The organism is Burkholderia sp. AU32262 (assembly GCF_020419985.1).
GTDB lineage: Bacteria > Pseudomonadota > Gammaproteobacteria > Burkholderiales > Burkholderiaceae > Burkholderia > Burkholderia semiarida.
Map to the genome: position 1 here is coordinate 34,484 of NZ_JAIZRS010000031.1, position 23,493 is coordinate 57,976.

Here is a 23,493-nt window from a genome sequence, read left to right on the forward strand (position 1 = left end):
TTCCCTAGACTGGGCGCTGTTCCCCCTCGTCCCCAGGAGACACGCATGACCACGGTTCCCGCGTATACGTCCGACGCCGACGTCGGCCACTACATCGACGGCGCGCCCGTCGCCGGCCGCAGCGGCCGCTTCCAGGACGTCCTCAATCCGGCGCTCGGTCGCGCGGCGCGTCGCGTGGCGCTGGCCGACGACAGCGAAGTGCGGCAGGCCGTCGCCGCCGCCCACGCCGCGTTCCCGGCCTGGGCCGACACGCCGCCGATCCGCCGCGCACGCGTGCTGCACCGTTTCCTGCAACTGATGAACGAGCACCGCGACACGCTCGCGGCGATCATCACCGCCGAGCACGGCAAGGTGTTCTCGGACGCGCAAGGCGAAGTCGCGCGCGGCATCGACATCGTCGAATTCGCATGCGGCGTGCCGCAACTGCTGAAGGGCGACTTCACCGACCAGGTCAGCACCGGCATCGACAACTGGACGATGCGCCAGCCGCTGGGCGTCGTCGCGGGCATCACGCCGTTCAACTTCCCGTGCATGGTGCCGTGCTGGATGTTCCCGGTCGCGATCGCGACGGGCAACACGTTCGTGCTGAAGCCGAGCGAGCGCGACCCGTCGGCCGCGCTGTTCATCGCCGACCTGCTCACGCAGGCAGGCCTCCCGGCCGGCGTGTTCAACGTCGTGCAGGGCGGCAAGGACGCGGTCGATGCGCTGCTCGACCACCCGGACGTGCAGGCCGTCAGCTTCGTCGGCTCGACGCCGATCGCGGCGTACGTGCAGCAGCGCGCAGTGCAGTCGGGCAAGCGCGTGCAGGCGCTCGGCGGCGCGAAGAACCACCTCGTCGTGATGCCCGATGCGAACATCGAGCAGGCCGTCGACGCGCTGATCGGCGCCGCGTACGGCTCGGCCGGCGAGCGCTGCATGGCGATCAGCATCGCGGTGCTGGTCGGCGACGTGGCCGACAGGATCGTGCCGGCGGTCGCCGAACGCGCACGCAAGCTGGTGATCGGGGACGGGATGTCGCCGGAAGTCGAGATGGGCCCGATCGTCACCGGCGAAGCGCTCAAGCGCATCGAAGGCTATATCGAGCAGGGCGTGAACGAAGGCGCGCAACTGGTGGTCGACGGCCGCGGGCTGCGCGTGCCGGGCCGCGAGGCCGGCTTCTTCACCGGCGGCACGCTGTTCGATCACGTGCGCCCCGACATGCGGATCTACCAGGAAGAGATCTTCGGGCCGGTGCTCGGCTGCGTGCGCGTGAAGGATTTCGGCGAAGCGGTCGACCTGATCAACGCGCACGAGTTCGGCAACGGCGTTTCATGCTTCACGAGCGACGGCGGCATCGCGCGCGAATTCGCGCGGCGCATCCAGGTCGGCATGGTCGGCATCAACGTGCCGATCCCGGTGCCGATGGCGTGGCACGGCTTCGGCGGCTGGAAGAAGAGCCTGTTCGGCGACATGCACGCGTACGGCGAGGAAGGCGTGCGCTTCTACACGCGCCAGAAGTCGGTGATGCAGCGCTGGTCGTCGAGCATCGGCAAGGGCGCCGAATTCGCAATGCCGACCGCGAAGTAAGCCGGCCGGTGCGCAGCCCGTCGAGCCGTTCGGCGGGCGGTGCGCAGCCCGTCGAGATCAACCGGCTTTCGTGCCGTGCGCGCCGTCGGCGGTCGGCATATAGGACAGCTCGAGCCGGTACGCGAGCGCGACGAACAGGCTCTGCGCGAGGCCCATCGTCGCGGTCAGCGCGCGGAACCCGAACGTCGCGCTGTCCTGCACCATCAGCGTCACCTCGGCCTCCCGCGCGAGCGGGCTCATCCGGCTGTCGGTGATCGCGATCAGCCGCGCGCCGCGCTGCGCGGCCTGCTGCGCGACCTGCACGGTCTCGTCCGCGTACGGCATGAACGAGATCGCGATCATCACGTCGCCCTCGCGCACCGACCGGATCTGCCCGAGATGCATGCTGCCGAGCGCGCTGAACAGCCCGATGCGCTTGTCGGTGTGCTGCAGCGCATAGTCCAGATACACGGCGATCGGAAACGCGCGCCGCGACCCGGCGATCCAGATCGCCTGCGTATCGGCGAGCAGGTCGACGGCCCGCGCGAGCGCCTGCGAGTCGAGCGTCTGCCGCAACTGCTGCATCCCGGCGATGCTGCCCTTGATGAATTCGTCGGCGATCTGTTCGGGCTGCAGGCTCGACGAACCGGCTTCGATCACGTCGCGCAGCCGCAGGTTGTATGCGCGCCCCGGCGCGATCTGCTGCGCGAGCCCTTCGCGGAACAGCCGCTGCATCTCGGAGAAGCCGGAAAAGCCGAAGTGCTTCGCGAAGCGCACGACGGCCGACGGCTGGACGCCGCAGGCCTCCGCGAGCGACTGGATGCCTTCCAGCCCAAGCTGGTCCCGATGCGTTTCCACGTGGCGCGCGATCACCTTCAGGCGATTGCTGAGGCCGTCGTACTCCTGCGTCAGGTGCTGCAGGAACGCCTCGACGGTGGCGGGAGGTTTCTCGGATGAACTCATCGGATAGCGCGAAGTTGACGGCCCCGATGCGCGCGCGTGGCTGGCGGGCGCGGCCCGGGGCTCGACTGGATACATGCATGAAGGGCGAATTTAATCACGTTTGCGGCACGGCCCGTGCCGCGTGCTCGCTCCCACGCGCTCGATCATCACCAGGGTCTGTTGACGTACGCTCCACGGCAAGACTGGAACCGATTGTCCAACGCGCGCGCGGCGGCGTAAAGATCAGGGTGTGTACCGAGGCCGGCTGCCGCGGCGAAGCGCGGCGCAGCGGGCCTTGCCCGCTTCAACGATAGTCGATCCACACGCCGCCCGCATCGGCCGAACGCACGCAGTTCTCGACCCAGCGCACGCCCTCGACGCCCGCGTGCACGTCCGGAAAGCGAATGGTCTTCAATGCCGCCGTGTCGCCGCGATCGGCCGCGTCCATCGCGAGCGCGAAGCGCGCGTACAGGTTCGACCATGCGTCGAACAGCCCTTCCGGATGCCCGGCGCCGATGCGATCTTCGCGCAATGCGTGCGGATGCAGGTACGGCATTCCGCGATCGAGCACCTGGGCAGGCTGCCCCTGGATTTCGTAGCGCAACTGGTTCGGGTGCTCGTCCCACCATTCGACGCTCGCCTTCGAGCCGATCACGCGCACCTTCTGCCCGTGCATCGAGCCGGCGTTCACCGCGCTCGACCACACGTAGCCGATCGCGCCGGTGTCGTATTCCATGATCGTGAACGCGTTGTCCTCGAGCGGCGCGCGGCTCTTCACGAAGCTCTGCCGCGAACACATCAGCCGCCGGATCTTCAGCTCGGGCGCCATCACTTCCGAGATGTACAGCGGGTGCGTGCCGATGTCGCCGAGCACGTAGCTCGGGCCCGCGAACTTCGGATCCACGCGCCAGCGCGCGGCCGCGCTCGCGGCCTCGACGCCCTCGCTGTGGAAGCCGTGCGCGAACTGCATCTGCACGATGCGGATCTCGCCGAGGTCGCCGCGCGCGATCATCTCGCGCGCCTGCTCGATCATCTGGTGTCCAGAATAACCGTACGCGACGCCGACAATCCGGTTCTTCTCGACCGACAGCCGCTGCAGCGCCTCGGCCTCCTCGGTCGTGAAGCACAGCGGCTTCTCGCAGACCACGTGCAGCCCCGCGTTCAGCGCGGCGCGGCAGATCTCGAAGTGCGTGTTGTTCGGCGTCGCGATCGACACCGCGCGGATGCCGTCGGGGCGACGCGCCTCGGCGTCGAACATCGTCGCGTAATCGGGATAGCAGCGCTCGGCCGCGACGCCGAGCTTCACGCCGAACTGGCGGCCGCGTTCGGGATCGATATCGAATGCGCCGGCAACCAGCTGGAAGCTGCCGTCGCGCAGCGCGGCCGACCGGTGGCTGTAGCCGATCTGGCTGCCGAGTCCGCCGCCGACCATGCCCCAGCGAATCGAATGTCCAAGCAGAATCTGTCCGTCAATCATGATGGTGGTGTTCCTGGTGCGTGTTCATGGGTCATGCGAAACCGGCTGACGCGAGAAACGCGCGGCTCGCGGCGACGTCGCGCAGGCTCGTGCCGGCGCTGCGCGGGTCGCGTTCCTGCTCGATCGTGATATAGCCCGCGTAGCCGATGTCGTCGAGCGCCTCGCGGATCGCGCGGTAGTCGAGCACGCCGGCGCCGATCGGGCACATCACGCCGCGCGCGCAGGCGGCGAAGAACGCGATGTGCTCGCCCATCACCGCGTCGTATACGGCTGCGTCGATGTCTTTGAAATGCACGTAGTCGAGACGCGCCGCATGGCGGCGCAACCACGCTTCCGGCTCCATGCCCGAGTAATACAGGTGGCCGGTATCGAGACAGAGGCCCGCCGTCTCGGCCGGAATGTCGGCAACGATCCGGTCGATCTCGTCCGCGAATTCGATGTAGCCGCCCGCATGCGGATGAATCACCGCGCGCACGCCGAACTCGTCGCGCGCGATCGTCGCGATCTGCCGGATATGGTCGACCATCCGCGCCCAGCGCGTGTCGGACAGCCGCGGCGCGCGATCGCCGTGGCCGGCCGCGTAGTCGCGCTCCTCGTGGCCCCAGTCCATCACGACCAGGTACGGCGCCGCGTAGCGCTGGCCGTCCTGCGTCGGCAGCTTCGGCAACTGCGTGATCAGCGCGCAGATGTCGCGCGTCTGGCGCAGCAGGTTCGGCAGGTTCTCCGGCGACACGAGATCGTCGAAAATCGTGCCGGCCGTGATGCTCAGGCGCTGGCGCTCGAGCTCGGCGCTCACCACGTCGAGTTCGAGCGGGATATAGCCATAGGGCCCGAGCTCGATGCCCGAATAACCGGCCTGCGCGGCCTCGGCGAGCACGTGCCGCCACGGCGGCAGATGCGGGTTGTTCACGTCGTCGACGCCCCAGCAGCACGGGGCGCAACCTATCTTCATCGTCATGTCGGTCGGTCCGGTACGTCAGCGGCGGGCGGTCGCTGGTCAGCCGCGATAGAACGCGGGACGCTCGGCCATCGCGATCGGCTCGACCGCGCCGGTCTTCTGGGCCCGCACGCACGCGTCGGCCGCGACCGCCGCCGCGTAGCCGTCCCACGCGGACGGCCCGGTCAGCACGCCCTGCCGCACGCCGTCGATGAACGCCTGCAGCTCGACGTCGTACGACGCGATGAAGCGCTCCTTCCAGTCGGTCATGATCTCGACCGACTGCCGCGCCGCATGCTTGAGCCCGACGGCCGGCGGATCGGGCAGCTTCGCGATGCCCTGCTCGCCGACCACCTCGCACTGGATGTCGTAGCCGTACTGGCAGTTCACGAAGATCTCGACGTCGATGCGCACGCCGCTCGCGGTTTCGAGCAGCACGATCTGCGGATCGGCGAGATGCGCGGATGCATGGCGCGTCTTCTTCGGATAGACGACCTGCGCGCTCGTGTAATCCTCGCCGAGCAGCCAGCGCAGCACGTCGAGTTCGTGGATCAGCGTGTCGGTGATCGCCATGTCGGTCGTGTAGCGCTCGCCGACCGACTGGTTGCGGTGCGCGCAATGCAGCATCAGCGGCGCGCCGATTTCGCCGCTGTCGATCACGCGCTTCAACGCGCGATAGCCTTCGTCGTACGGCCGCATGAAGCCGACCTGCACGAGCCGCTTGCCGTGTGCGAGCTCGGCTTCGACGATCCGCATGCAACCGTCGGCCGTGACGGCCAGCGGCTTCTCGCAGAACACCGGCTTGCCGTGCGCGATCGCGTCGAGCACGAACGCTTCGTGCGTCGGCCCCCAGGACGTGACGAGCACGGCCTGCACGTCGGCGGCCGCGATCACTTCGTGGCCGTCGCCGTAGATCTCGGCGTCGAGCCCGTATTTCGTCACCGCGTCGCGCGCCTGCCGCGGATCGATGTCGTTGACGGCCACGACGCGCGCGCCGGACAGCGTGCGGGTCAGTCTGCGAATGTGGTCCTGGCCGATCGCGCCGCAGCCGATCACGCCGATTTGCAAGGTCATGCAGTTGTCTCCGGTGGTTCGTTCATCAGCGGCGCGGCCCATGCCGCGCCGGTCGCTTCCCTCTCGAATGCGGGCGGCCCGCGCGCTCAGCGGCGCGACTTCTTGTTGCGGTACTGGTCGGCGATCACGGCCGCGACGATGATCGCGCCCTTCACCATCTCCTGGTAATACGCGTCGATGCGGATGAACGTGAAGCCCGACGTCATTACGCCGAGGATCAGCACGCCGATCACGGTGCCCGTCACGCGGCCGAGGCCGCCCGACAGCGACGTGCCGCCGATCACGACGGCCGCGATCGCATCGAGCTCGTACATCACGCCCATGCCCGACTGCCCGGAGATCGCGCGCGCGGCCGTCACGGTGCCGGCAATCCCGCTCAGGAGGCCCGCGATCGCATAGACGAAGATCAGGTGCCGCGTGACGTTGATGCCCGACACGACGGCCGCGTGACGGTTCGCGCCGATCGCATAGGTGTACTTGCCGAAGCGCGTATAGCGCAGCACGACGTGGAAGATCGCGGCGATCACGACGAAGATGATCACCGGATTGGCGCCCGCGCCGATCGCCGCGAACGGGTCGGTCAGCATCGACACCGGCATCCCGTTGGTGAACCACTTCGCGAAGCCGCGCGCGGCGACCATCGTGCCGAGCGTCGCGATGAACGGCGGGATGCCCGTCATCGCGATCAGCGTGCCGTTCAGCAGGCCGACCAGCAGCCCGACGCACACGCCGGCCAGCACCGGCCAGATGACCGGCAGGTCGGTGAGGTGCGGAAACACCGCGCGCGGGAAGTCGGACACCTGCGCGAGGCTCGCCGACACGACGGCGGCGGCCGCGACGACCGACCCCGACGACAGGTCGATCCCGCTCGTGATGATCACGAGGTTCACGCCGACCGCGATGATGCCGATCACGGCCATCTGCAGCACGATGATCTCGAGCCGCTCGGCATTGAACAAGAAGCTCTGGCCGACGACGACCCAGCCGACGATCTCGAAGAACAGGCTGATGCCGACCAGCACGAGGAAGATGCTCAGTTCGGGCGGCCACTTCGCATGCCGCGACTTGAGTGTCATGGTCTGCGCATCCGCGACCGGGTTCAGGTTGCCCATTTCAGTTGTCTCCAATCTTGTTTCGGCTCAGCGCGACGCGAGATCCATGATGCGGACCTGGTCGGCGTCCTTGCGATCGACGATGCCGGTCATGCGCCCTTCGTGCATCACCATCACGCGATCGCTCATGCCCAGCACTTCCGGCATCTCCGACGAGATCATCAGCACCGCGACGCCCTTGCCGGCGAGCGCGCTGACGAGCCGGTGGATCTCGGCCTTCGCGCCGACGTCGATGCCGCGGGTCGGTTCGTCGAGGATCAGGATGCGCGGCTGCGTGAGCAGCCACCTGCCGATCAGCACCTTCTGCTGGTTGCCGCCGGACAGGTTCTGGATGGTTTCGTGCAGCCCGGGCGACTTCACGCGCAGCATCCGGCTCATTTCCTCGCAGTCGCGCTTCAATTGCGCGTGCTGCACGAAGTTGAACTTCACGTAGCGACGGCTGAGCACCGCCGCTTCCATGTTCGCGAGCAGGTCGAGATTCAGGAAGCAGCCGGAGTCCTTGCGGTCCTCGGTGAGGAACGCCATTCCGTGCCGCATCGCCTGCGCGGGCGTCGAAATGCGCACCGGCTTGCCGTCGATGCGGATCTCGCCCGACGTGGCCGGCACGACGCCGAACAGCGCCTCCGCGACGTTGGAGCGCCCGGAGCCGACGAGGCCCGCGACACCGAGAATCTCGCCCGCGCGCAGCTCGAAGCTCACGTCGCGGAACACGCCGTCGACGCAGAGATCCTTCACCGACAGCACGACGTCGCCGATCGGCACCGCTTCCTTCGGGAACATCTGCGTGATCTCGCGCCCGACCATCATGCGGATGATGTCGTCGCGCGTGACGTCGCTCGATGCGTGCGTGCCGATGTACTTGCCGTCGCGGAACACCGAGAATTCGTCGGCGATCTCGAACAGCTCGTTCATCTTGTGCGTGATGTAGACGATGCCCTTGCCCTGCTCGCGCAACTGGCGAATGATCCGGAACAGGTGCGTGACTTCCCTGTCGGTCAGCGCGGAGGTCGGCTCGTCCATGATTAGCACGTCCGAGTCGAACGACACGGCCTTCGCGATCTCGACCATCTGGCGGCTCGCGACCGTCAGCGTGCGCACGTCGGTTTCCGGATCGATGTCGACCGACAGCCGCTCGAACAGCTCGGCCGTGCGGCGGCGCAGCTCGGCGTGATCGATCAGGCCGAAGCGGTTCTTCGGTTCGCGGCGGATCCAGATGTTCTCCGCGACCGTCATGTAAGGCATCAGGTTGAGCTCCTGATGGATCATCGCGATCCCGCGATCGAGCGCGTCGAGCGGCCCGTTCAGCACGACGGGCTCGCCGTTGATCAGGATTTCGCCCTGGTCGGGCGTGTAGACGCCCGCGATGATCTTCATCAGCGTGGACTTGCCGGCGCCGTTCTCGCCCATCAGCGCATGAACGGTGCCGCGGCGCACGCGGAACTGCACGCCGTCGAGCGCGACGACGCCGGGAAAGGACTTGCCGACGCCGCGCACCTCGAGCACGCAGTCGGCCATGGCCGCGCCGGGCGCGGCGGACGAAGCGGCCGGCGCGCTTTCGCTGGCCATCGAGCGCGCGATCCTGGCTGTAAACATGGACGTTCCTCGAAAGTCGCGCGCGAACCCGGCCGCGCCGGGCCCGCGCAGTTCAGCGGGAAAACCGGTCAGTGCTTCGCGTACTGGTTCATGTTCTCCGGCGTGACGAGCTCGAACGGCACGTTCACGTAGCGATCGACCGGCTGCTTCTTCGCGAGCTTGAGCGCCGCGGCCACCGCTTGCGCGCCCTGCCCGGTCGCGTTCTGGTAGACCGACACCTTCAGCTCGCCGGCCTTCATCGCCGCGAGGCCGTCCGGCGTCGCGTCGATGCCGGCGACGACCGTCTTCGGCGTCAGCTTGCGCGCGGCCTTCAGCGCGTTGATCGCGCCGATCGCCATTTCGTCGTTGTTCGACACGATCGCGTCGAACTTCGTCCCGGAGCTCAGCCAGTTCATCGTGATGTCCTGGCCCTGCGTGCGGCTCCACTTGCCTTCGCGCTTGTCGACGATCTTCATGCCCGCGCAATCCTTCGTCGCGATCACGTCCTCGATGTCCTTGGTGCGGGCGCGCGCCGACTCGTTGGACAGCTCGCCCATCAGCACGAGGATGTCGCCCTTGCCGCCGAGCAGCTTGCACACCTGGCGCGCCTGCAGCGTGCCCGACTGCTTCTCGTCGGAAGCGACGACCGCGACGCCGGCCGGCAGCTTGTCGAAATCGACCGGCTTGCGGTTCACGTAGACGAGCGGGATCTTCGCGGCGGTCACCATCTTCGTGATCTTCGGCGTCGCGTCGGTATCGACCGCGTTCACGATGATCGCGTCGACCTTCTGCGCGATCATGTTCTGGACCTGGCTCAACTGCTTGCCGACGTCATTGCCGCCGTCCTCGATCTGCACGGTCACGCCGTCCTTCTTCGCCGAATCGGCAATGCTGTTGCGCAGGATGGTCAGGAACGTGTCGTCGAACGATGCCATCGTCACGCCGATCTTCTCGGCATGCGCGAGCGGCGCGGCCAGGATCGCGGCGGCCGCGACGGCCATCAGCTTGGTCTTCATGATCAATCTGTCTCCTCATCTCCGGGGGCGGAAGACGGCGCGTTGCGCGCCGCCGGGCCGAGTCCGATCTGGTCCGATCGGGACTGAAGCATCCGGATGAAACTGTAGATCACTTCCTCGAAAATTTGGAAATTTATTTCTACGTGATTTCACCTAGGGAACTGTATTTCCAAAAAGTCTAGACTCCGTTCCGTAGCCCGATTCCCGGCGGCAGGCAGCCTCGCGTCGTGCGGCACGTGCCGCGGACAGCCGCCGCTGGATCGGTCCCTAATCTGCCGGCAGCGCCGAACGCCGGCCGCGAGCGTGACACGTGATATGAGCCTGAACTTTCCGAGTGACCGCCCCATCGATCTCGCCTGCCTCGGCCGCGTGGCCGTGGATCTCTATGCCCAGCAGTACGGCAGCCGCCTCGAGGATGCGCGCAGCTTCCAGATGTATCTCGGCGGTTCGTCGGGCAACGTCGCGTTCGGCGTCGCGCGGCTGGGCCTGAAGACCGCGATGATTTCGCGCGTCGGCGACGAGCAGATGGGCCGCTTCCTGCGCGAGACGCTCGAGCGCGAAGGCTGCGACACGAGCCAGTTGCAGACCGACCGCGAGCGCCTGACCGCGCTGGTGCTGCTCGGGCTGAAGGATCGCGACACGTTCCCGCTGCTGTTCGTGCGAGAGAACTGCGCGGACATGGCCGTGCGCGCCGACGAGATCAGCGAGGACTTCATCGCCGGCTGCCGCGCGCTGGCGATCACCGGCACGCATCTGTCGACGCCGGGCACGCGCGAGGCGTCGCTGACCGCGTTGACGTATGCGCGCCGCCACGGCGCCGTGCGCATCCTCGATATCGACTACCGGCCGGTGCTGTGGGGGCTGACCGCGCGCGGCGCCGGCGAAAACCGCTACGTGCCCGACGCGCAGGTGACGCGGCAGTTGCAGCAGGTGCTCGGCGAATTCGACCTGCTGGTCGGCACCGAGGAGGAATTCCTGATCGCGGGCGGCGTGCCGCACGACCTGATCGCGTCGTTGCAGGCGGTGCGCGCGATCACGAACGCGACGCTGGTGGTCAAGCGCGGCGCGCTCGGCTGCTGCGTGATCGAAGGCGACGTTCCCGCGCGCATCGACGATGCGCCGACCTATCTCGGCGAGCGGGTCGAGGTGCTCAACGTGCTCGGCGCGGGCGACGCGTTCCTGTCGGGCCTGCTGTCGGGGCTGCTGCGCGGGCGCGACTGGGCCGAATCGACGCGCATCGCGAACGCGTGCGGCGCGATCGTCGTGTCGCGCCACGCGTGCTCGGCCGCGATGCCGACGCCGGCCGAACTCGCGCACTGGTTCGACGGCGGGCGCAATCCGGCGGTCGATGCCGACCGCACGCTCGCGCACCTGCATCGCGTGACGGTGCCGCGCCGCGACTGGGACGACCTGTGCGTGATGGCGTTCGACCATCGCAGCCAGTTCCACGAGCTGGCAGTGCAGGCCGGCGCGGACGAAGCACGGATCAAGACGTTGAAGCGCCTGCTCGTGCGCGCGGTCGAACAGGTCGAGCGCGATCGCGGGATCGCCGGCCACGTCGGCGTGCTGATCGACGGCGGCGCATACGGCAGCGACGCGCTCGCGTCGGCCACGGGGCGCGGCTGGTGGGTCGGCCGCCCGGTCGAGCTGCCCGGCTCGCGGCCGCTGCGTTTCGACGACACGCGCTCGGTCGGCTCGTCGCTCACGCACTGGCCGACCGAACAGGTCGTGAAGTGCCTCGTTCACTATCACCCCGACGACTCCGTCGACCTGCGCGTCGAGCAGGAGCAGCGCGTGCTGGAACTGTGGGAAGCCACGCGCGCGAGCGGCAACGAGCTGCTGCTGGAAATGATTCCGCCGCGCGCGGTCACGCCGGCCGGCACCGAGGACGACGCGGTGCTGCGCACGGTCGCGCGCTTCTACAACCTCGGCGTGAAGCCCGAATGGTGGAAGCTCACGCCGCTCACCGCCGACGGCTGGGCGCGGCTCGCCGCGCTGATCGCCGAGCGCGACCCGTACTGCCGCGGCGCGGTGATCCTCGGCCTGAACCAGCCGCTGCAATACCTGGTCGACAGCTTCCGCTCGGCGACCAACCCGATCGTCAAGGGCTTCATGGTCGGGCGCACGCTGTGGGCCGATGCGTCGCTGAACTGGTTCGCGGGCCGGATCGACGATCAGGCGCTGATCGACGAAGTAGCCGGCAACTTCGCGCAACTGGTCGACGCGTGGCTCGGCCGCCGGGCCACCGCGCGGGCCGCCGCGGCCTGATGCCCCGTGTTCGTGACGACCACCCGACTCCTCTCTATCGACCGACGATGACCACCACCGTAAGACTGACCGTCAGCCAGGCGCTCGTGCGCTACCTGGCCGCCCTGCGCGCCGAAGTCGTCCAGCCCGACGGGCGCACCGAGATCCTGCCGTACTGCGGCGGCGTGTTCGCGATCTTCGGCCACGGCAACGTGGCCGGTCTCGGCGAAGCGCTGCATGCGGAGAAGGACCGGCTGCCGACGTTTCGCGCGCACAACGAGCAAGGGATGGCCAACGCGGCCGTCGCGTTCGCGAAAGCGCATTTCCGCCAGCGAATGATGGCCGCGACGTCGAGCATCGGCCCCGGCGCGACCAACATGCTGACCTCCGCCGCGCTCGCGCACGTCGGCCGCTTGCCGCTGCTGTTGCTGCCCGGCGACGTGTTCGTGTCGCGGCTGCCCGACCCGGTGCTGCAGCAGATCGAGGATTTCGAACAGGGCGACGTCAGCGCGAACGACTGCTTCCGGCCCGTCACGCGCTACTTCGATCGCATCACGTCGCCCGAGCAACTGCTCGTCGCGCTGCCGCGCGCGATCCAGGTGATGACCGATCCCGCGCAGTGCGGGCCCGTATGCCTCGCGCTGCCGCAGGACGTGCAGACCTTCGCGTACGACTGGCCCGAGGATTTCTTCGCGCCGCCGGTGATCCGGATGCGCCGGCCGCCGGCCGACGCGCTCGAGCTCGCCGACGCGCTCGACGTGCTGAAAGCCGCGAAGAAGCCGCTGATCGTCGCCGGCGGCGGCGTGCTGTACAGCCAAGCGTGGGACGCGCTGCGCGCGTTCGCCGACACGCACGGCGTGCCCGTCGCCGAATCGCAGGCCGGCAAGGGCAGCCTCGCGTGGGATCATCCGCTGAACCTCGGCTCGATCGGCGTGACGGGCTCGCCCGCCGCGAACCGCGCGGCCGCGCAGGCCGACGTCGTGTTCGCGGTCGGCACGCGGCTGCAGGATTTCACGACCGGCTCGCACGCGCTCTACGGCGACGCGACGCTGCTGAGCCTGAACGTGCAGCCGTTCGACGCGGGCAAGAAGCGCGGCCGGCAACTCGTGGCCGATGCGCGCACGGGCCTTGGGCAGCTATCAGCCGCGCTGGCCGGCTGGCGCGCCGATGCGGCGTGGACCGCCGCGAACCGCGACCAGGCCACCGCATGGAACGCGCGCGTGACCGAGCTGACCACACGGATTCCGAAGGACACGCTGCCGTACGACGCGGAAGTGATCGGCGCGGTGCGCGACTCCGCGGCCGACGCGGGGCGCGACAGCGCGCGCGACGATCTCGTCGTCTGCGCGGCCGGCACGCTGCCGGCCGAACTGCACAAACTGTGGCGCAGCGGCGTGCCGGGCAACTACCACATGGACTATGCGTATTCGTGCATGGGCTACGAAGTCGCGGGCGGCCTCGGCGCGAAGCTCGCGCGCCCCGAGCGCGAAGTGATCGTGATCGTCGGCGACGGCTCGTACATGATGCTCAACGCGGAACTCGCGACGTCGGTGATGCTCGGCCGCAAGCTGATCGTCGTGATCCTCGACAACCGCGGCTACGGCTGCATCGAGCGGCTGCAACGCCATTGCGGCGGCGCGAGCTTCAACAACATGCTCGACGACTGCGTGCCCGAAGGCGGCGAACGCTCGACGATCGACTTCGCGATGCATGCGCGCGCGATGGGCGCCGAAGCCGTGCACGTGCGCGACGTCGGCGAATTGCGCGATGAAATGAAGCGCGCGCGTGCGGCGACGAAGAGCCAGGTGCTCGTGATCGACACCACGCACCATCGCACGACCGACGACGGCGGCGCGTGGTGGGAGGTCGCGGTGCCGCAGGTATCCGGACGCGCCGGCGTCGAAGCGGCGCACCGCGCGTATCTCGACGCGAAGACGCGCCAGCGACGTTGAGCGCGCCTGCCCCGCGCCTCTGCCGCACCGGTAAAACAACATTCGAACCAAGGAAGCACGTCATGAGCTGGAACGTCCGCATCGGTATCAATCCCCTGTCGTGGATGAACGACGACCTGCCGTCGCTCGGCGGCGAGACGCCGCTCGAAACGGCGCTGAAGGAAGGCGCCGAGATCGGCTACGCGGGCTTCGAGCTCGGCAACAAGTTTCCGAAGACGGGCCCCGAACTGAAGGCGAAGCTCGCCGAATTCGGGCTCGTGTGCGTGTCGGGCTGGTATTCGGGCTTCCTCGCGGAAGTCGCGCCGGGCATGACGGACGCCGATGCGGTGGCGGCGGAGATCGAGCGCTGCCGCGCGCACATGACGAAGCTGCAATTCAACGACGTGAAGGTCGTCGTGTACGGCGAATGCGCGGGCACGATCCAGGGCAGCATCGACACGCCGGTGGCGAAGCGACCGCGTTTCGTCGACGACGAAGCGTGGCGGCGCTATGCGGCGCGCCTCGACGCGTTCGGCGCGCACCTGCTCGACACGTACGGCATCAAGCTCGCCTACCATCACCACATGGGCGCGTACGTCGAATCCCCGGCCGACGTCGACCGGCTGATGGCGCTGACCGATCCGGCGAAGGTGTTCCTGCTGTTCGACACCGGCCATGCGTATTTCGGCGGCGCGGCCGACCCGGTGGCGCTGCTGAAGAAGCACGTATCGCGCGTGGCGCACGTGCATTGCAAGGACGTGCGGCCGCAAGTCGTGAACCAGGCGCGCAACGACGGCTGGAGCTTCCTGAACGGCGTGATCAACGGCACCTTCACGGTGCCGGGCGACGGCGCGCTCGATTACGACGCGACGCTGCGCACGCTGAAGGACGCCGGCTACGAAGGCTGGCTCGTCGTCGAGGCCGAGCAGGATCCGGCCGTCGCGCCGAGCTATCAGTATGCGAAGAAGGGCTACGACGCGCTGCGCGCGATCGTCGACCGGTTGAGCGCTTGAGCACGCGCGCAAGCGCCTGGGCGGTCGCGCCCTACCCTATTGCGGAGACCCATCTCATGACGATTTCTCCCCTGCTGGTCAAGGCATCCGCCGACCGCGAAATCTGCAACGTCACGCCCGAATCGGCCGGCTGGAAACACGTCGGCTTTCGCGCGCTGCGCCTGAAGGCCGGCGACACCGAGACGCTCGACACCGGCACGCGCGAACTGTGCGTCGTCGTGCTGACGGGCACGGTGCGCGCCGAAATCGACGGCGAAACCCACGACGCGCTCGGCAGGCGCGACAGCGTGTTCGAGGACGTGTCGCCGGACGCGCTGTACGTGCCGGGCGGCAAGACGGTGACGCTGGTCGCGACGCGCGATGCGGAAGTCGCGCTGTGCACCGCGCCGTACGCGAGCGGCGACAAGCGCGTGCTGCGCCTCGACGGCGAGCGGATGCGCCGCTCGGTGCGCGGGCAAGGCACCAACACGCGCTACGTATGCGACATCCTGATGGGCGACAACCCGGCCGCCGACCGGCTGCTCGTCGTCGAAGTCGTCACGCCGGCCAGCCATTCGAGCAGCTATCCGCCGCACAAGCACGACCGCGACGCCGCGCCCGACGAAACCTCGCTCGAGGAAACCTACTATCACCGGATCGATCCGCCGCAGGGTTTCGCGTTCCAGCGCGTGTACACGGACGACCGCAGCCTCGACGAAGCCTGCGCGGTCGAGAACCACGACGTCGTGATGGTGCCGCGCGGCTATCACCCGGTGGTGGCGCCTCACGGCTACAACCTGTACTACCTGAACGTGATGGCGGGCCCAAGCCGCGCGTGGGCGTTCAAGAACGATCCCGCGCACGAGTGGATGCTGGACGCGGCGCCCCATCGTTGAAGCACTGAAACGCCGAAGCACCGAACGGAAGACGGGCCCGCGCGCGGCCCGTGACGATGCAACGCCCGGCACGCGCGTGCAGCGCCGGCAATGCGACGGAGCCGCCATGGTGACGCCCCCCTTTCGCCTCGAACCCCACGCCTTCGACGACGATGCGTCGAACCCGGCGCTGCCGCACTTCAATGCAGCCGTCGCGCGCCGCATCGGAGAAATCGCGGTCAACCTCGCGACGCGACGCGGACTGCCGATTGCGGTCGGCATCGTCGGCGGGCACGCGCCGCTGTTCTATTGCGCGCTCGACGGCAGCGACGCGCGCGACGGCGATGCGATCCGCCGCCGGCAGAACACGGTGCTGCGTTTCGGCCAGAGTTCGCTCGCGGTCGGCGCGTGCTTTCGGCGTGCCGGCTGGTCGCTGCGCTCGCAAGGCCTGTCGGACGACGATTACGCGCTCGACGGCGGCGGCGTGCCGTTGCGGCTCGTCGGCGCCGGCATCGTCGGCGCGATGACGATCGCGGGGCTCGGCTCCGAAGACAATCACGCGCTCGTCGTCGAATGCTTGCGGTGGCACGTCGGCGCGACCGCGCTGGCGATGAGCGCATAGCGGGCGTCGCACCAGCGCACGCAGGCCGTCACGAACGGCGCGTCGGCAGCGCGTCGAGCGTGCCGGCCGGCCGGTTCGCCACGGCCGAGTCAGCTTGCTCGTCCGGGATATCGTCGAGCGACCGGTTGTTGGTGCGCGGCCCGAACGCGCCGATCGACAGCATCACGATCAGCATGCTGCCGCCGATCAGCGCGAACACCGCGGACACCCCCGCGCGCTCGAGCAGCAACGCGACGATGAAACTGCTGGCCGCGCCGGTCAGGCGGCCGATCGAATGCACGAAGCCGAGCGCGCGCCCGCGGATCGCGGTCGGAAACAGTTCCGACTGGTACGCGGTGCCGTTGCTCGCGAGCACCGTGCTCGACAGCGTGACGAGCAGGCCGAACGCGATCACGAACGGCGCCTGCGCCGACGTCGCGAACGCACTGCCGAACAGCGCGACGCCGAACGCCGACGCGACGATCAACCACTTGCGCTCGATCCGGTCGGCGAGCAGGCCTGCGACGAGCGGCGACACCGGATACGCGAACGCGATCACGAATGCATAGCCGAGGCTTTTCGCGACGGTCGCGCCCTGCGCGGCGAGCAGCGTCGGCAGCCATTGGCTGAAACCGAAGAAGCCGATGCTCAGGAAGCCGTTGAACGCGATCAGCATCGCGGTGCGGCCGCGGTGCCGCGCATCCCACATCGACGGCGCGCGTGGCGCCGGCTGCACGTCGGCGGCCGGCGGCCGGACCGCCGGCAGCGGCCGCCCCGATTCGCGCGCGACGATCCGTTCGAGTCGGGCCACGATGCGTTCGGCCTCGGCTTCCCGGCCCACGCCGACGAGCCAGCGCGGCGACTCCGGCAGGCGCGCCTGCAGCCACCAGACGACCACCGCGCCACTTCCGCCGAGCAGCACGACCCAGCGCCATCCCGACCAGCCGAGCGGATCGCGCGGGACCCAGAGCCACGATACGAACGCGAGCACCGGCATGGCCAGATACCCGACGGCGAAGCAGACGGCAAATGCACGGCCACGCACCGCCTTCGGCACCAGCTCGGTCAGGAACGCGCCGATCGTGATCAGCTCCGCGCCGACGCCGCAGCCCGCGACGAAGCGGCACGCGAGCACGCCGATCGCGCTCCACTGCACGCACATCGCCAGGCTCGCGACGGTATAGAGCAGCAGCGCGCCGGTAAACAGCGCGCGACGCCCGTAGCGGTCCGCCAGGCGCGACACGAACATCTCGCCGACGAACAGCCCGATGAACGTCGCCGCGCCGAGCGCGCCCTGGTCGGACATGCCGAGCACGCCGCGCGCGCCGGTGTGAAAGATGCCGTCGCGAATCAGCCCGGGCGGCAGATAGGTCATCTGGAACAGGTCGTAGACCTCGAAGAAGCCGCCCACGCTCAGGAACAGCACGAGCTTCCAGATGCTCGCCGTCGCGGGCAGGCGGTCGATGCGCGCGGCGAGCGATGCCGCAACAGAGTCAGACATGGCGCGTCCTCGGTAGTCCGCCCGCGCGCCGCGCGGGACGTCGATCAACGCGCGGCGCGGGCCGCGCGGCAGGCAATCACACGGTGGCGACCGGATTGACCGGCGAGCCGACGAGCCCGCGCAGATGCAGCGGCGGCGCGGTCAGCAGGAAGCGGTTGCGACGGTGTTCGTGCAGCCAGTCCGCCAGCGGCGTCAGGTGCCACAGCTCGCCGAGATGGATGCCGAGCTTGAACAGGCACAGCTCGTGCAGCGGCATCAGCGCGCCGGGCCGCGCGCGCGGCGGCGCGTCGCGCGGGCGCTCCTCGACCGCGTGGTTGTCGGCCGCGAGCGCGGCGAGCCCCGACGCGTCGATCCAGTTCAGCAGACGTTCGTCGGCGCCGTCCAGCACGCAGCATGCTGGCGGCGCACCGGTCTCGCCGCGCGCGTCGGCGGCGAGCAGAAGGTCCGCGAAACCCGTGTGCACGCAGACGATATCGCCGCGCTCGACGCTCACGCCGTCCGCGCGCAGCACCGCCATCCAGTCGTCGAAACCGATCTTGCGCCGCGCGTCGCCGAAGTGGCGGCGCAGGTCGACCATCACGCCGCGCCCCTGCACGCCGGTGCGCGCCATCACCTCGATGCCGAGCGCGTGCGCGCCGCCTTGCGCGGCGCCCGCTTCCGGCACGCGGATATGCTCGTCCATCCGGTAGCCGTTGTAGAACACGCGGGTCTTTTCGCCGTCGCCGGCCGGATCGAACAGCGAGCCGACGTGCGACAGCGCATCCCATTGCGTCGAGAACTGCGAATGCAGGCAGAACGCGTCGTCGCAGACGACATCCGTTGCGTTCGCAACCTGTTCGTCGGCGCGGTAGCCGAAGTACGGCTTGTCGCCCAGCAGCGCCGGCATGATCGCCGGCGGGCGCCGTCTCGCGTTCAGTCCGCCGCCGCGCGGCACGTCGAGCGGCAGGCTCAGCGAGAACACGCGGCCTTCGCGCACTTCCGCGACGCCGCGCAGCACGGCGTCCGGCGTCAGCCAGTTCAGGCGCCCCTTCTGGTCGTCCGGGCCGAAATCGCCCCAGTTCGAACCGGGCGGTCGGTGGGTCCAACGCGGATTCATGGTGCCTCCTCCACTATGCGGTGCATCCGGTCTCTGCCGGTGCGCGGCCCGCTTACTGCGAGCGGATCACGCCCAGCGCGGCGAGCCGTGCGTATTCGTGCTCGCCGAGCAGCGGCTGCAGGATTTCGCGGTTGTGTTCGCCGAGCGCGGGCGCGGGCCGGCGGAAGGCGCCGGGCGTACCCGACAGGCGCGGCGTGACGTTGTGCATCGGCAGGCTGCCGACGTCGTCGTCGGGCAGCTCGACCAGCGCCTCGCGCTCGATCACGTAGCGATCGGCGACGATCTGCGCGATGTCCTGGATCGGCCCGACCGTCACGCCCGCCTCCTCGAAGAACGCGAGATTGGCGTCGAGATCGCGCGCGGCGATGAATTCGCCGACGATCGCATCGAGCGCTTGCGCGTGCCGCACGCGCAGTACGTTGGTCGCATAGCGCGGATCGTCGATCAGATCGGCGCGCCCGATCGCGCGGAACAGCCGCTCGGCCATCGCCTGCGTCGAACTCGACAGGCACAGCCACTTGCCGTCGCGCGTGCGATACGCGTTGCGCGGCGCGGTGTTCGTCGAGCGGCTGCCGGTGCGCGGCTTGATCTCGCCGGTCATCACGTAGTTCGCCGCGGCCGGCCCGAGGATCGACAGCAGCGGCTCGAACAGCGACACGTCGATCACCTGCCCGGCCGCCCGCTGCGCGCCGCGCGCATGCAGCGCGACCAGCACGGCGAGCGCGCCGGACATCCCGGCCGTCATGTCGGCGAGAAACATCGGCGGCAGCACCGGCTCGCGATCGGCGAACCCGTTGATCGCCGCGAAACCCGCATAGCCTTCGGCGAGCGTGCCGAAGCCCGGCTTGTGGCGATACGGCCCGGTCTGTCCCCAGCCGGAGATCCGCGCGATCACGAGTTCCGGGCGGATCGCGAGCAGGTCGTCGGGGCCGAGCCCCATCCGCTCCGCGACGCCCGGCTTGAAGCTTTCGACGAACACGTCCGCGTCGCGCACCAGCCGGCGCACGATGTCGACGCCCTCTGGCGTGCGCAGATCGACGCACACGCTGCGCTTGTTGCGCCCGTACACCTTCCAGTTCGTGCTGATGCCGCCGGCGCCGACCGCGCGCAACGTATCGCCGCGCTCGCTTTCGACCTTCACGACGTCCGCGCCGAAGTCGGCCAACTGCACGCTCAGCATGTTGCCGGCCATCAGGCGCGACAGATCGACCACGCGCACGCCGGACAGCGGCCCGGTGGCGTTGGCATCGAACGATTTCGGATGGATCGGGCCGGTGGACGCGCGACGATGCGCGCCGGCCGCGCGAGCGGCCTGCGGGTCGGGTACGGACATGATGTCTCCTGGTAGTTGTCGGTCAGTCAGGCATGCGCGCGTCGCGCGCCGGCGCTACTCGAGCAATGCGCCGAGCCGGTCGGTCGCGGGAAACGCCGCACCCGTCGCGGGCAGATCGCCGCCGAGCGCACGCGTCAATTCCGCGGCGGCGGCCTGCACATGCGGCAGGTAATCGGCCAGCACTTTCTTGTTGAAGCGATAGCGCGGCACGCCGAGCGAAATCGCGCCGCTCAGCACGCGGCCGACACCGAACGCCGGGCACGCGATCGCCGCGCTCTCCGGATCGCGCTCGGCGATCGACACCGCATAGCCCTGCTCGGCCGTCTTCTCGTACTCGCCGCCGCGCGTGCCGGAAAACGCGAGCAGCACGCGCCCCGCCGCGCCGACGTCGAGCGCGAAGCGGTCGCCTTCGCGCAGATGCGTGCTCACCGCGCGCTGCGCCTGGATGCGGAACAGGCAGACACGCTGGTCGCCTTCGCGCACGTAGAACGCGGCGGTCTCGCCGGTCTGCGCCGACAGCGTCGACAGGATCGGCATCACGTATTCGCGCAACTGGAACGACTCGCGATACATCACGCCGAGCTGGAACACGGCCGGCCCCAACACGTAGCGCCCGTCGGGCAGGCGCTTGATGAAGCGGAATTGTTCGAGGGACTCGAACATCCGCAGCAGCGTGCTCATGTTGAGCCCCGTCGCGTCGCTGACCTGCGCGAGCATCAGCCCGCCGGGCGCGCCGGAGAAGGCCAGCAGCGCGGTCAACGCACGATTGACCGCGGCCACGCCGCCTTCCGCCTGATTAGTCGTCTCTACCTTGCTCATGTCCGCCTCGCGCTGTGCCGGGCGGCGCGAACGGCGCGCCCGGGCTCACACAAATTGAAAGTCACTTTCATTATACGCAGGATGGCCGTGACATCAACATGAATCCGCAGCGCTTCCTTCGTTCAACTTCTTTCAACTCCTCATAAATATAGGCGTTAACGATAATCTTGACGAATGGCCCCATCGATCACAAAAATAAAAGTGACTTTCATTTTTATAGAACAACGATGAATCCCACCTCCCAACCGGTCTGGCGCTCGCTGCTCTACGTGCCTGCCCACGTCCCCCGTTTCGTCGAGAAGGCCGCGACCAGCGCGGCCGATGCGCTGATCCTCGACCTGGAAGACAGCGTCCCGTTCGCGTGCAAGCGCGACGCGCGGGACGGCCTCGCCGACGCCGTGCCGAGGCTGCGGGCCGCCGGCCACGACGTGCTGGTCCGCGCCAACGGCCCGCTCGACCTGCTGGTGCCCGACCTGCGTGCGGCCGTGCAGGCGGGCGTGCACGGCGTCGTGCTGCCGAAGGTTCGCGGCGGCTCGCACGTCGAGGCGATCGACGAACTGCTGGCCACGCTCGAGGATGAAGCCGGCGCCGCGCCCGGCGGCACGCGCGTCGTCGCGATCATCGAGACGCCGCGTGCGTTCCAGGCGATGGAGCGGATCGCGCGCGCGTCGCCGCGCGTCGTCGCGATGATGCTCGGCGGCGCCGACTTCGCGCTGAACTGCGAAAGCGGCACCGGCGCCGACGTGCTGCGCGTGCCGAAGCAGTTGCTGATCATCGCCGCGCGCGCGGCCGGCATTTTGCCGCTCGGCCTGCTCGACGGCCTCGACGAACTGCGCGACCTCGATGCGTTCGAGCGCATCGCGCGTGCGTCCGCGGCATTCGGCTATGCGGGCGCGACCTGCATTCATCCGCTGCAGGTCGATGCGCTGAACCGCGCGTTCCGGCCGGACGACGACGCGGTGCGCGACGCGCGCGCCGTGCTCGCCGCGTACGACGACGCGCGCGCCAACGGCCGCGGCGCGCTGCGCATCGACGGCCGGATGGTCGACGCGGCGGGCGTCGCACAGGCCACGCGCGTACTCGCGCGCGACGCGGCCGTGCGGGCCCGCGCACGCTGACCGACGATGCGCACGCCCGACCGCGTGACCCAGCCGCCAGGCATCGCCCGCGTGCGCCGCGCAACGCACGCGAGCGGCCCGGCACGGCACGCGCCGTTCGCCTTCCGCCCCGGATAGCGACGCCGCGCCGCGCGAGCCGACCCGCGCGGCGCCCATGACGAACAACAACCCCAAAACAAGGAGACAGCCCCATGGGCAAGCGAATGTCCGCATTGTGCGGACTGGGCCTCGTATCGGCCGGCGCCTGCGCGCAGACCAGCCTCACGCTGTACGGCGTCGCCGACGTCTACACCGAATTTCTCACCAACCAGGCCGGGTCCGACGGCAAGTCGTCCGCGTCGCTCGCGCGGATGGCGTCGGGCGGCAAGAGCGGATCGCGCTGGGGCCTGAAGGGCGTCGAGGATCTCGGCGGCGGCTGGCAGGCGGCGTTTCGCGTCGAAAGCAGCATCAACCTCGCCAACGGCGCCGGCTCGGGCGGCTTCGACCGCTCCGCGTGGGTCGCGCTGCAACACGAGCGCTGGGGCGCGCTGCGGCTCGGCCGTCAGTACACGACGCTGTTCGACATCATGGAGCGCTATTCGCCGACGGGCGCCTATTCGACGCTGTACGAGCCGGACGGCGCGATCGTCGGCATCAACTATCGCGAGAACAACGTCGTCAAGTATCTGGCGAAGCTCGGCGCGCTGACGCTCGAAACCCACTACGCGTTCGGCGGCACGGCGGGCGCGTTCCAGTCGAACGCCGCGTACGGCGCGGGCTTCGACTACGCGGGCAGCGCGTTCTCGTTCGCCGCGGCGTTCGACGACGTCCACACGCCGCGGCCCGGCGGCTTCGCGCACTTCCGCCGCTACGCCGCTTCCGCGCTCGTGCCGCTCGGGCGCGCGCAACTGCTGGCCGGCGTCGAGCACGCGCACAGCGACATCGCCGCGCCGTCGGTCGTGACGAACTTCACGTTCTGGTGGGCCGGCGTCCGCTATGGCATCACCGATTTTCTGCAAGCGATCGGCGCCGTCTATTACGAACACATCCGCGCGCGGAATCCGGCGAATGCGCAAACGCCGGCATCGCAGCCCGTCAGTCCGCAGCAGGTCACGCTGCAGTTGAACTACTTCGTGTCGAAGACGGTGACGCTGTACCTGGCGGCCGGCTACGCGCACCGTGCCGCGCTCGATTTCGACAACGACAACTACAACTTTCTGCACTACTCGCTCGCGGCCGGCCGCTCCGGCAGCGCGGGCGTCGCGCTCGGCCTGCGCAAGGCGTTCTGACAGCGTCGCCCCTTCCCGCCCCCTAAACATTCGGAGA

The 23,493-nt window shown here is 68.9% G+C and carries 19 protein-coding genes; 8 read left to right on the forward strand and 11 right to left on the reverse strand.

Translation table 11 applies throughout. The annotated features are described in order from the left end of the window. Positions 1-45 precede the first annotated feature (45 nt). Entirely contained in the window at positions 46-1,566 is a 1,521-nt protein-coding gene (locus LGN10_RS28450) for a CoA-acylating methylmalonate-semialdehyde dehydrogenase (RefSeq protein ID WP_226225773.1), read from the forward strand. Between the two features lie 57 nt (positions 1,567-1,623). On the opposite strand, the gene LGN10_RS28455 is transcribed toward LGN10_RS28450, so the two are convergent. The 7 genes from LGN10_RS28455 to LGN10_RS28485 all read right to left on the reverse strand — a co-directional run bounded on the left by LGN10_RS28455 (position 1,624) and on the right by LGN10_RS28485 (position 9,675). Next, positions 1,624-2,508 (reverse strand): MurR/RpiR family transcriptional regulator, encoded by an 885-nt coding sequence (locus LGN10_RS28455; protein ID WP_060316274.1) that lies wholly within the window; start codon positions 2,506-2,508, stop codon positions 1,624-1,626. Positions 2,509-2,791: 283 nt separating this feature from the next. After that, positions 2,792-3,964 carry a Gfo/Idh/MocA family protein gene (locus LGN10_RS28460; RefSeq protein ID WP_226225774.1) on the reverse strand — a complete coding sequence of 391 codons (1,173 nt, stop codon included), beginning with the start codon at positions 3,962-3,964 and terminating at the stop codon, positions 2,792-2,794. A 31-nt stretch (positions 3,965-3,995) separates the two neighbouring features. Continuing rightward, complete coding sequence (locus LGN10_RS28465; RefSeq protein ID WP_226225775.1) at positions 3,996-4,922, reverse strand: TIM barrel protein; 927 nt, start codon at positions 4,920-4,922, stop codon at positions 3,996-3,998. Between the two features lie 39 nt (positions 4,923-4,961). Further along, positions 4,962-5,975 (reverse strand): Gfo/Idh/MocA family protein, encoded by a 1,014-nt coding sequence (locus LGN10_RS28470; protein ID WP_104012269.1) that lies wholly within the window; start codon positions 5,973-5,975, stop codon positions 4,962-4,964. A gap of 86 nt (positions 5,976-6,061) precedes the next feature. Further along, on the reverse strand, positions 6,062-7,087 hold the full coding sequence (locus LGN10_RS28475) for an ABC transporter permease (RefSeq protein ID WP_059575884.1): 1,026 nt from the start codon (positions 7,085-7,087) through the stop codon (positions 6,062-6,064). Between the two features lie 27 nt (positions 7,088-7,114). After that, on the reverse strand, positions 7,115-8,680 hold the full coding sequence (locus LGN10_RS28480) for a sugar ABC transporter ATP-binding protein (RefSeq protein WP_124864082.1): 1,566 nt from the start codon (positions 8,678-8,680) through the stop codon (positions 7,115-7,117). Between the two features lie 68 nt (positions 8,681-8,748). Next, complete coding sequence (locus LGN10_RS28485) at positions 8,749-9,675, reverse strand: sugar ABC transporter substrate-binding protein (protein WP_059575888.1); 927 nt, start codon at positions 9,673-9,675, stop codon at positions 8,749-8,751. A 315-nt stretch (positions 9,676-9,990) separates the two neighbouring features. Here LGN10_RS28485 and LGN10_RS28490 point away from each other — a divergent pair, with 315 nt between their 5' ends. From LGN10_RS28490 to LGN10_RS28510, 5 genes are all read left to right on the forward strand, one after another. Continuing rightward, on the forward strand, positions 9,991-11,943 hold the full coding sequence (locus LGN10_RS28490) for a bifunctional 5-dehydro-2-deoxygluconokinase/5-dehydro-2-deoxyphosphogluconate aldolase (RefSeq protein WP_226225776.1): 1,953 nt from the start codon (positions 9,991-9,993) through the stop codon (positions 11,941-11,943). Between the two features lie 47 nt (positions 11,944-11,990). After that, entirely contained in the window at positions 11,991-13,874 is a 1,884-nt protein-coding gene (gene iolD / locus LGN10_RS28495) for a 3D-(3,5/4)-trihydroxycyclohexane-1,2-dione acylhydrolase (decyclizing) (RefSeq protein ID WP_226225777.1), read from the forward strand. A gap of 62 nt (positions 13,875-13,936) precedes the next feature. Continuing rightward, positions 13,937-14,866, forward strand: coding sequence for a myo-inosose-2 dehydratase (gene iolE, locus LGN10_RS28500; RefSeq protein ID WP_059640651.1), 930 nt, complete (start codon positions 13,937-13,939; stop codon positions 14,864-14,866). 56 nt (positions 14,867-14,922) lie between these two features. Further along, positions 14,923-15,741: a 5-deoxy-glucuronate isomerase gene (iolB, locus tag LGN10_RS28505; protein ID WP_226225779.1), complete on the forward strand. Its 819-nt coding sequence runs from the start codon at positions 14,923-14,925 to the stop codon at positions 15,739-15,741. 106 nt (positions 15,742-15,847) lie between these two features. Further along, positions 15,848-16,342, forward strand: coding sequence for a heme-degrading domain-containing protein (locus tag LGN10_RS28510; protein WP_104012272.1), 495 nt, complete (start codon positions 15,848-15,850; stop codon positions 16,340-16,342). Positions 16,343-16,370: 28 nt separating this feature from the next. Here LGN10_RS28510 and LGN10_RS28515 read toward each other — a convergent pair whose 3' ends face one another. The 4 genes from LGN10_RS28515 to LGN10_RS28530 all read right to left on the reverse strand — a co-directional run bounded on the left by LGN10_RS28515 (position 16,371) and on the right by LGN10_RS28530 (position 21,070). After that, complete coding sequence (locus LGN10_RS28515; RefSeq protein ID WP_081066612.1) at positions 16,371-17,822, reverse strand: MFS transporter; 1,452 nt, start codon at positions 17,820-17,822, stop codon at positions 16,371-16,373. A 76-nt stretch (positions 17,823-17,898) separates the two neighbouring features. Beyond that, positions 17,899-18,918 carry a cyclase family protein gene (locus LGN10_RS28520; RefSeq protein ID WP_226225781.1) on the reverse strand — a complete coding sequence of 340 codons (1,020 nt, stop codon included), beginning with the start codon at positions 18,916-18,918 and terminating at the stop codon, positions 17,899-17,901. A gap of 52 nt (positions 18,919-18,970) precedes the next feature. Then, positions 18,971-20,251 carry a CaiB/BaiF CoA transferase family protein gene (locus LGN10_RS28525; RefSeq protein ID WP_059575901.1) on the reverse strand — a complete coding sequence of 427 codons (1,281 nt, stop codon included), beginning with the start codon at positions 20,249-20,251 and terminating at the stop codon, positions 18,971-18,973. Positions 20,252-20,305: 54 nt separating this feature from the next. Next, entirely contained in the window at positions 20,306-21,070 is a 765-nt protein-coding gene (locus tag LGN10_RS28530) for an IclR family transcriptional regulator (protein WP_059640647.1), read from the reverse strand. Between the two features lie 227 nt (positions 21,071-21,297). Between LGN10_RS28530 and LGN10_RS28535 the strand changes: the two genes are divergently transcribed. Continuing rightward, complete coding sequence (locus LGN10_RS28535) at positions 21,298-22,188, forward strand: HpcH/HpaI aldolase/citrate lyase family protein (protein ID WP_059575905.1); 891 nt, start codon at positions 21,298-21,300, stop codon at positions 22,186-22,188. Between the two features lie 191 nt (positions 22,189-22,379). After that, positions 22,380-23,456 carry a porin gene (locus tag LGN10_RS28540; protein ID WP_226225783.1) on the forward strand — a complete coding sequence of 359 codons (1,077 nt, stop codon included), beginning with the start codon at positions 22,380-22,382 and terminating at the stop codon, positions 23,454-23,456. The last annotated feature ends 37 nt before the right edge of the window (positions 23,457-23,493 follow it).

What these genes read in the sequence shown, in the direction of transcription:
- LGN10_RS28515 (WP_081066612.1), bottom strand. Translation starts at nt 17,822, where the DNA reads ATGTCTGACTCTGTTGCGGCATCGCTCGCCGCGCGCATCGACCGCCTG.
- LGN10_RS28475 (WP_059575884.1), bottom strand. Translation starts at nt 7,087, where the DNA reads ATGGGCAACCTGAACCCGGTCGCGGATGCGCAGACCATGACACTCAAG.
- LGN10_RS28520 (WP_226225781.1), bottom strand. Translation starts at nt 18,918, where the DNA reads ATGAATCCGCGTTGGACCCACCGACCGCCCGGTTCGAACTGGGGCGAT.
- LGN10_RS28485 (WP_059575888.1), bottom strand. Translation starts at nt 9,675, where the DNA reads ATGAAGACCAAGCTGATGGCCGTCGCGGCCGCCGCGATCCTGGCCGCG.
- LGN10_RS28510 (WP_104012272.1), top strand. Translation starts at nt 15,848, where the DNA reads ATGGTGACGCCCCCCTTTCGCCTCGAACCCCACGCCTTCGACGACGAT.
- iolB (WP_226225779.1), top strand. Translation starts at nt 14,923, where the DNA reads ATGACGATTTCTCCCCTGCTGGTCAAGGCATCCGCCGACCGCGAAATC.
- LGN10_RS28540 (WP_226225783.1), top strand. Translation starts at nt 22,380, where the DNA reads ATGGGCAAGCGAATGTCCGCATTGTGCGGACTGGGCCTCGTATCGGCC.
- LGN10_RS28480 (WP_124864082.1), bottom strand. Translation starts at nt 8,680, where the DNA reads ATGTTTACAGCCAGGATCGCGCGCTCGATGGCCAGCGAAAGCGCGCCG.
- LGN10_RS28465 (WP_226225775.1), bottom strand. Translation starts at nt 4,922, where the DNA reads ATGACGATGAAGATAGGTTGCGCCCCGTGCTGCTGGGGCGTCGACGAC.
- LGN10_RS28490 (WP_226225776.1), top strand. Translation starts at nt 9,991, where the DNA reads ATGAGCCTGAACTTTCCGAGTGACCGCCCCATCGATCTCGCCTGCCTC.
- LGN10_RS28530 (WP_059640647.1), bottom strand. Translation starts at nt 21,070, where the DNA reads ATGAGCAAGGTAGAGACGACTAATCAGGCGGAAGGCGGCGTGGCCGCG.
- LGN10_RS28535 (WP_059575905.1), top strand. Translation starts at nt 21,298, where the DNA reads ATGAATCCCACCTCCCAACCGGTCTGGCGCTCGCTGCTCTACGTGCCT.
- LGN10_RS28460 (WP_226225774.1), bottom strand. Translation starts at nt 3,964, where the DNA reads ATGATTGACGGACAGATTCTGCTTGGACATTCGATTCGCTGGGGCATG.
- iolD (WP_226225777.1), top strand. Translation starts at nt 11,991, where the DNA reads ATGACCACCACCGTAAGACTGACCGTCAGCCAGGCGCTCGTGCGCTAC.
- LGN10_RS28450 (WP_226225773.1), top strand. Translation starts at nt 46, where the DNA reads ATGACCACGGTTCCCGCGTATACGTCCGACGCCGACGTCGGCCACTAC.
- LGN10_RS28455 (WP_060316274.1), bottom strand. Translation starts at nt 2,508, where the DNA reads ATGAGTTCATCCGAGAAACCTCCCGCCACCGTCGAGGCGTTCCTGCAG.
- iolE (WP_059640651.1), top strand. Translation starts at nt 13,937, where the DNA reads ATGAGCTGGAACGTCCGCATCGGTATCAATCCCCTGTCGTGGATGAAC.
- LGN10_RS28470 (WP_104012269.1), bottom strand. Translation starts at nt 5,975, where the DNA reads ATGACCTTGCAAATCGGCGTGATCGGCTGCGGCGCGATCGGCCAGGAC.
- LGN10_RS28525 (WP_059575901.1), bottom strand. Translation starts at nt 20,251, where the DNA reads ATGTCCGTACCCGACCCGCAGGCCGCTCGCGCGGCCGGCGCGCATCGT.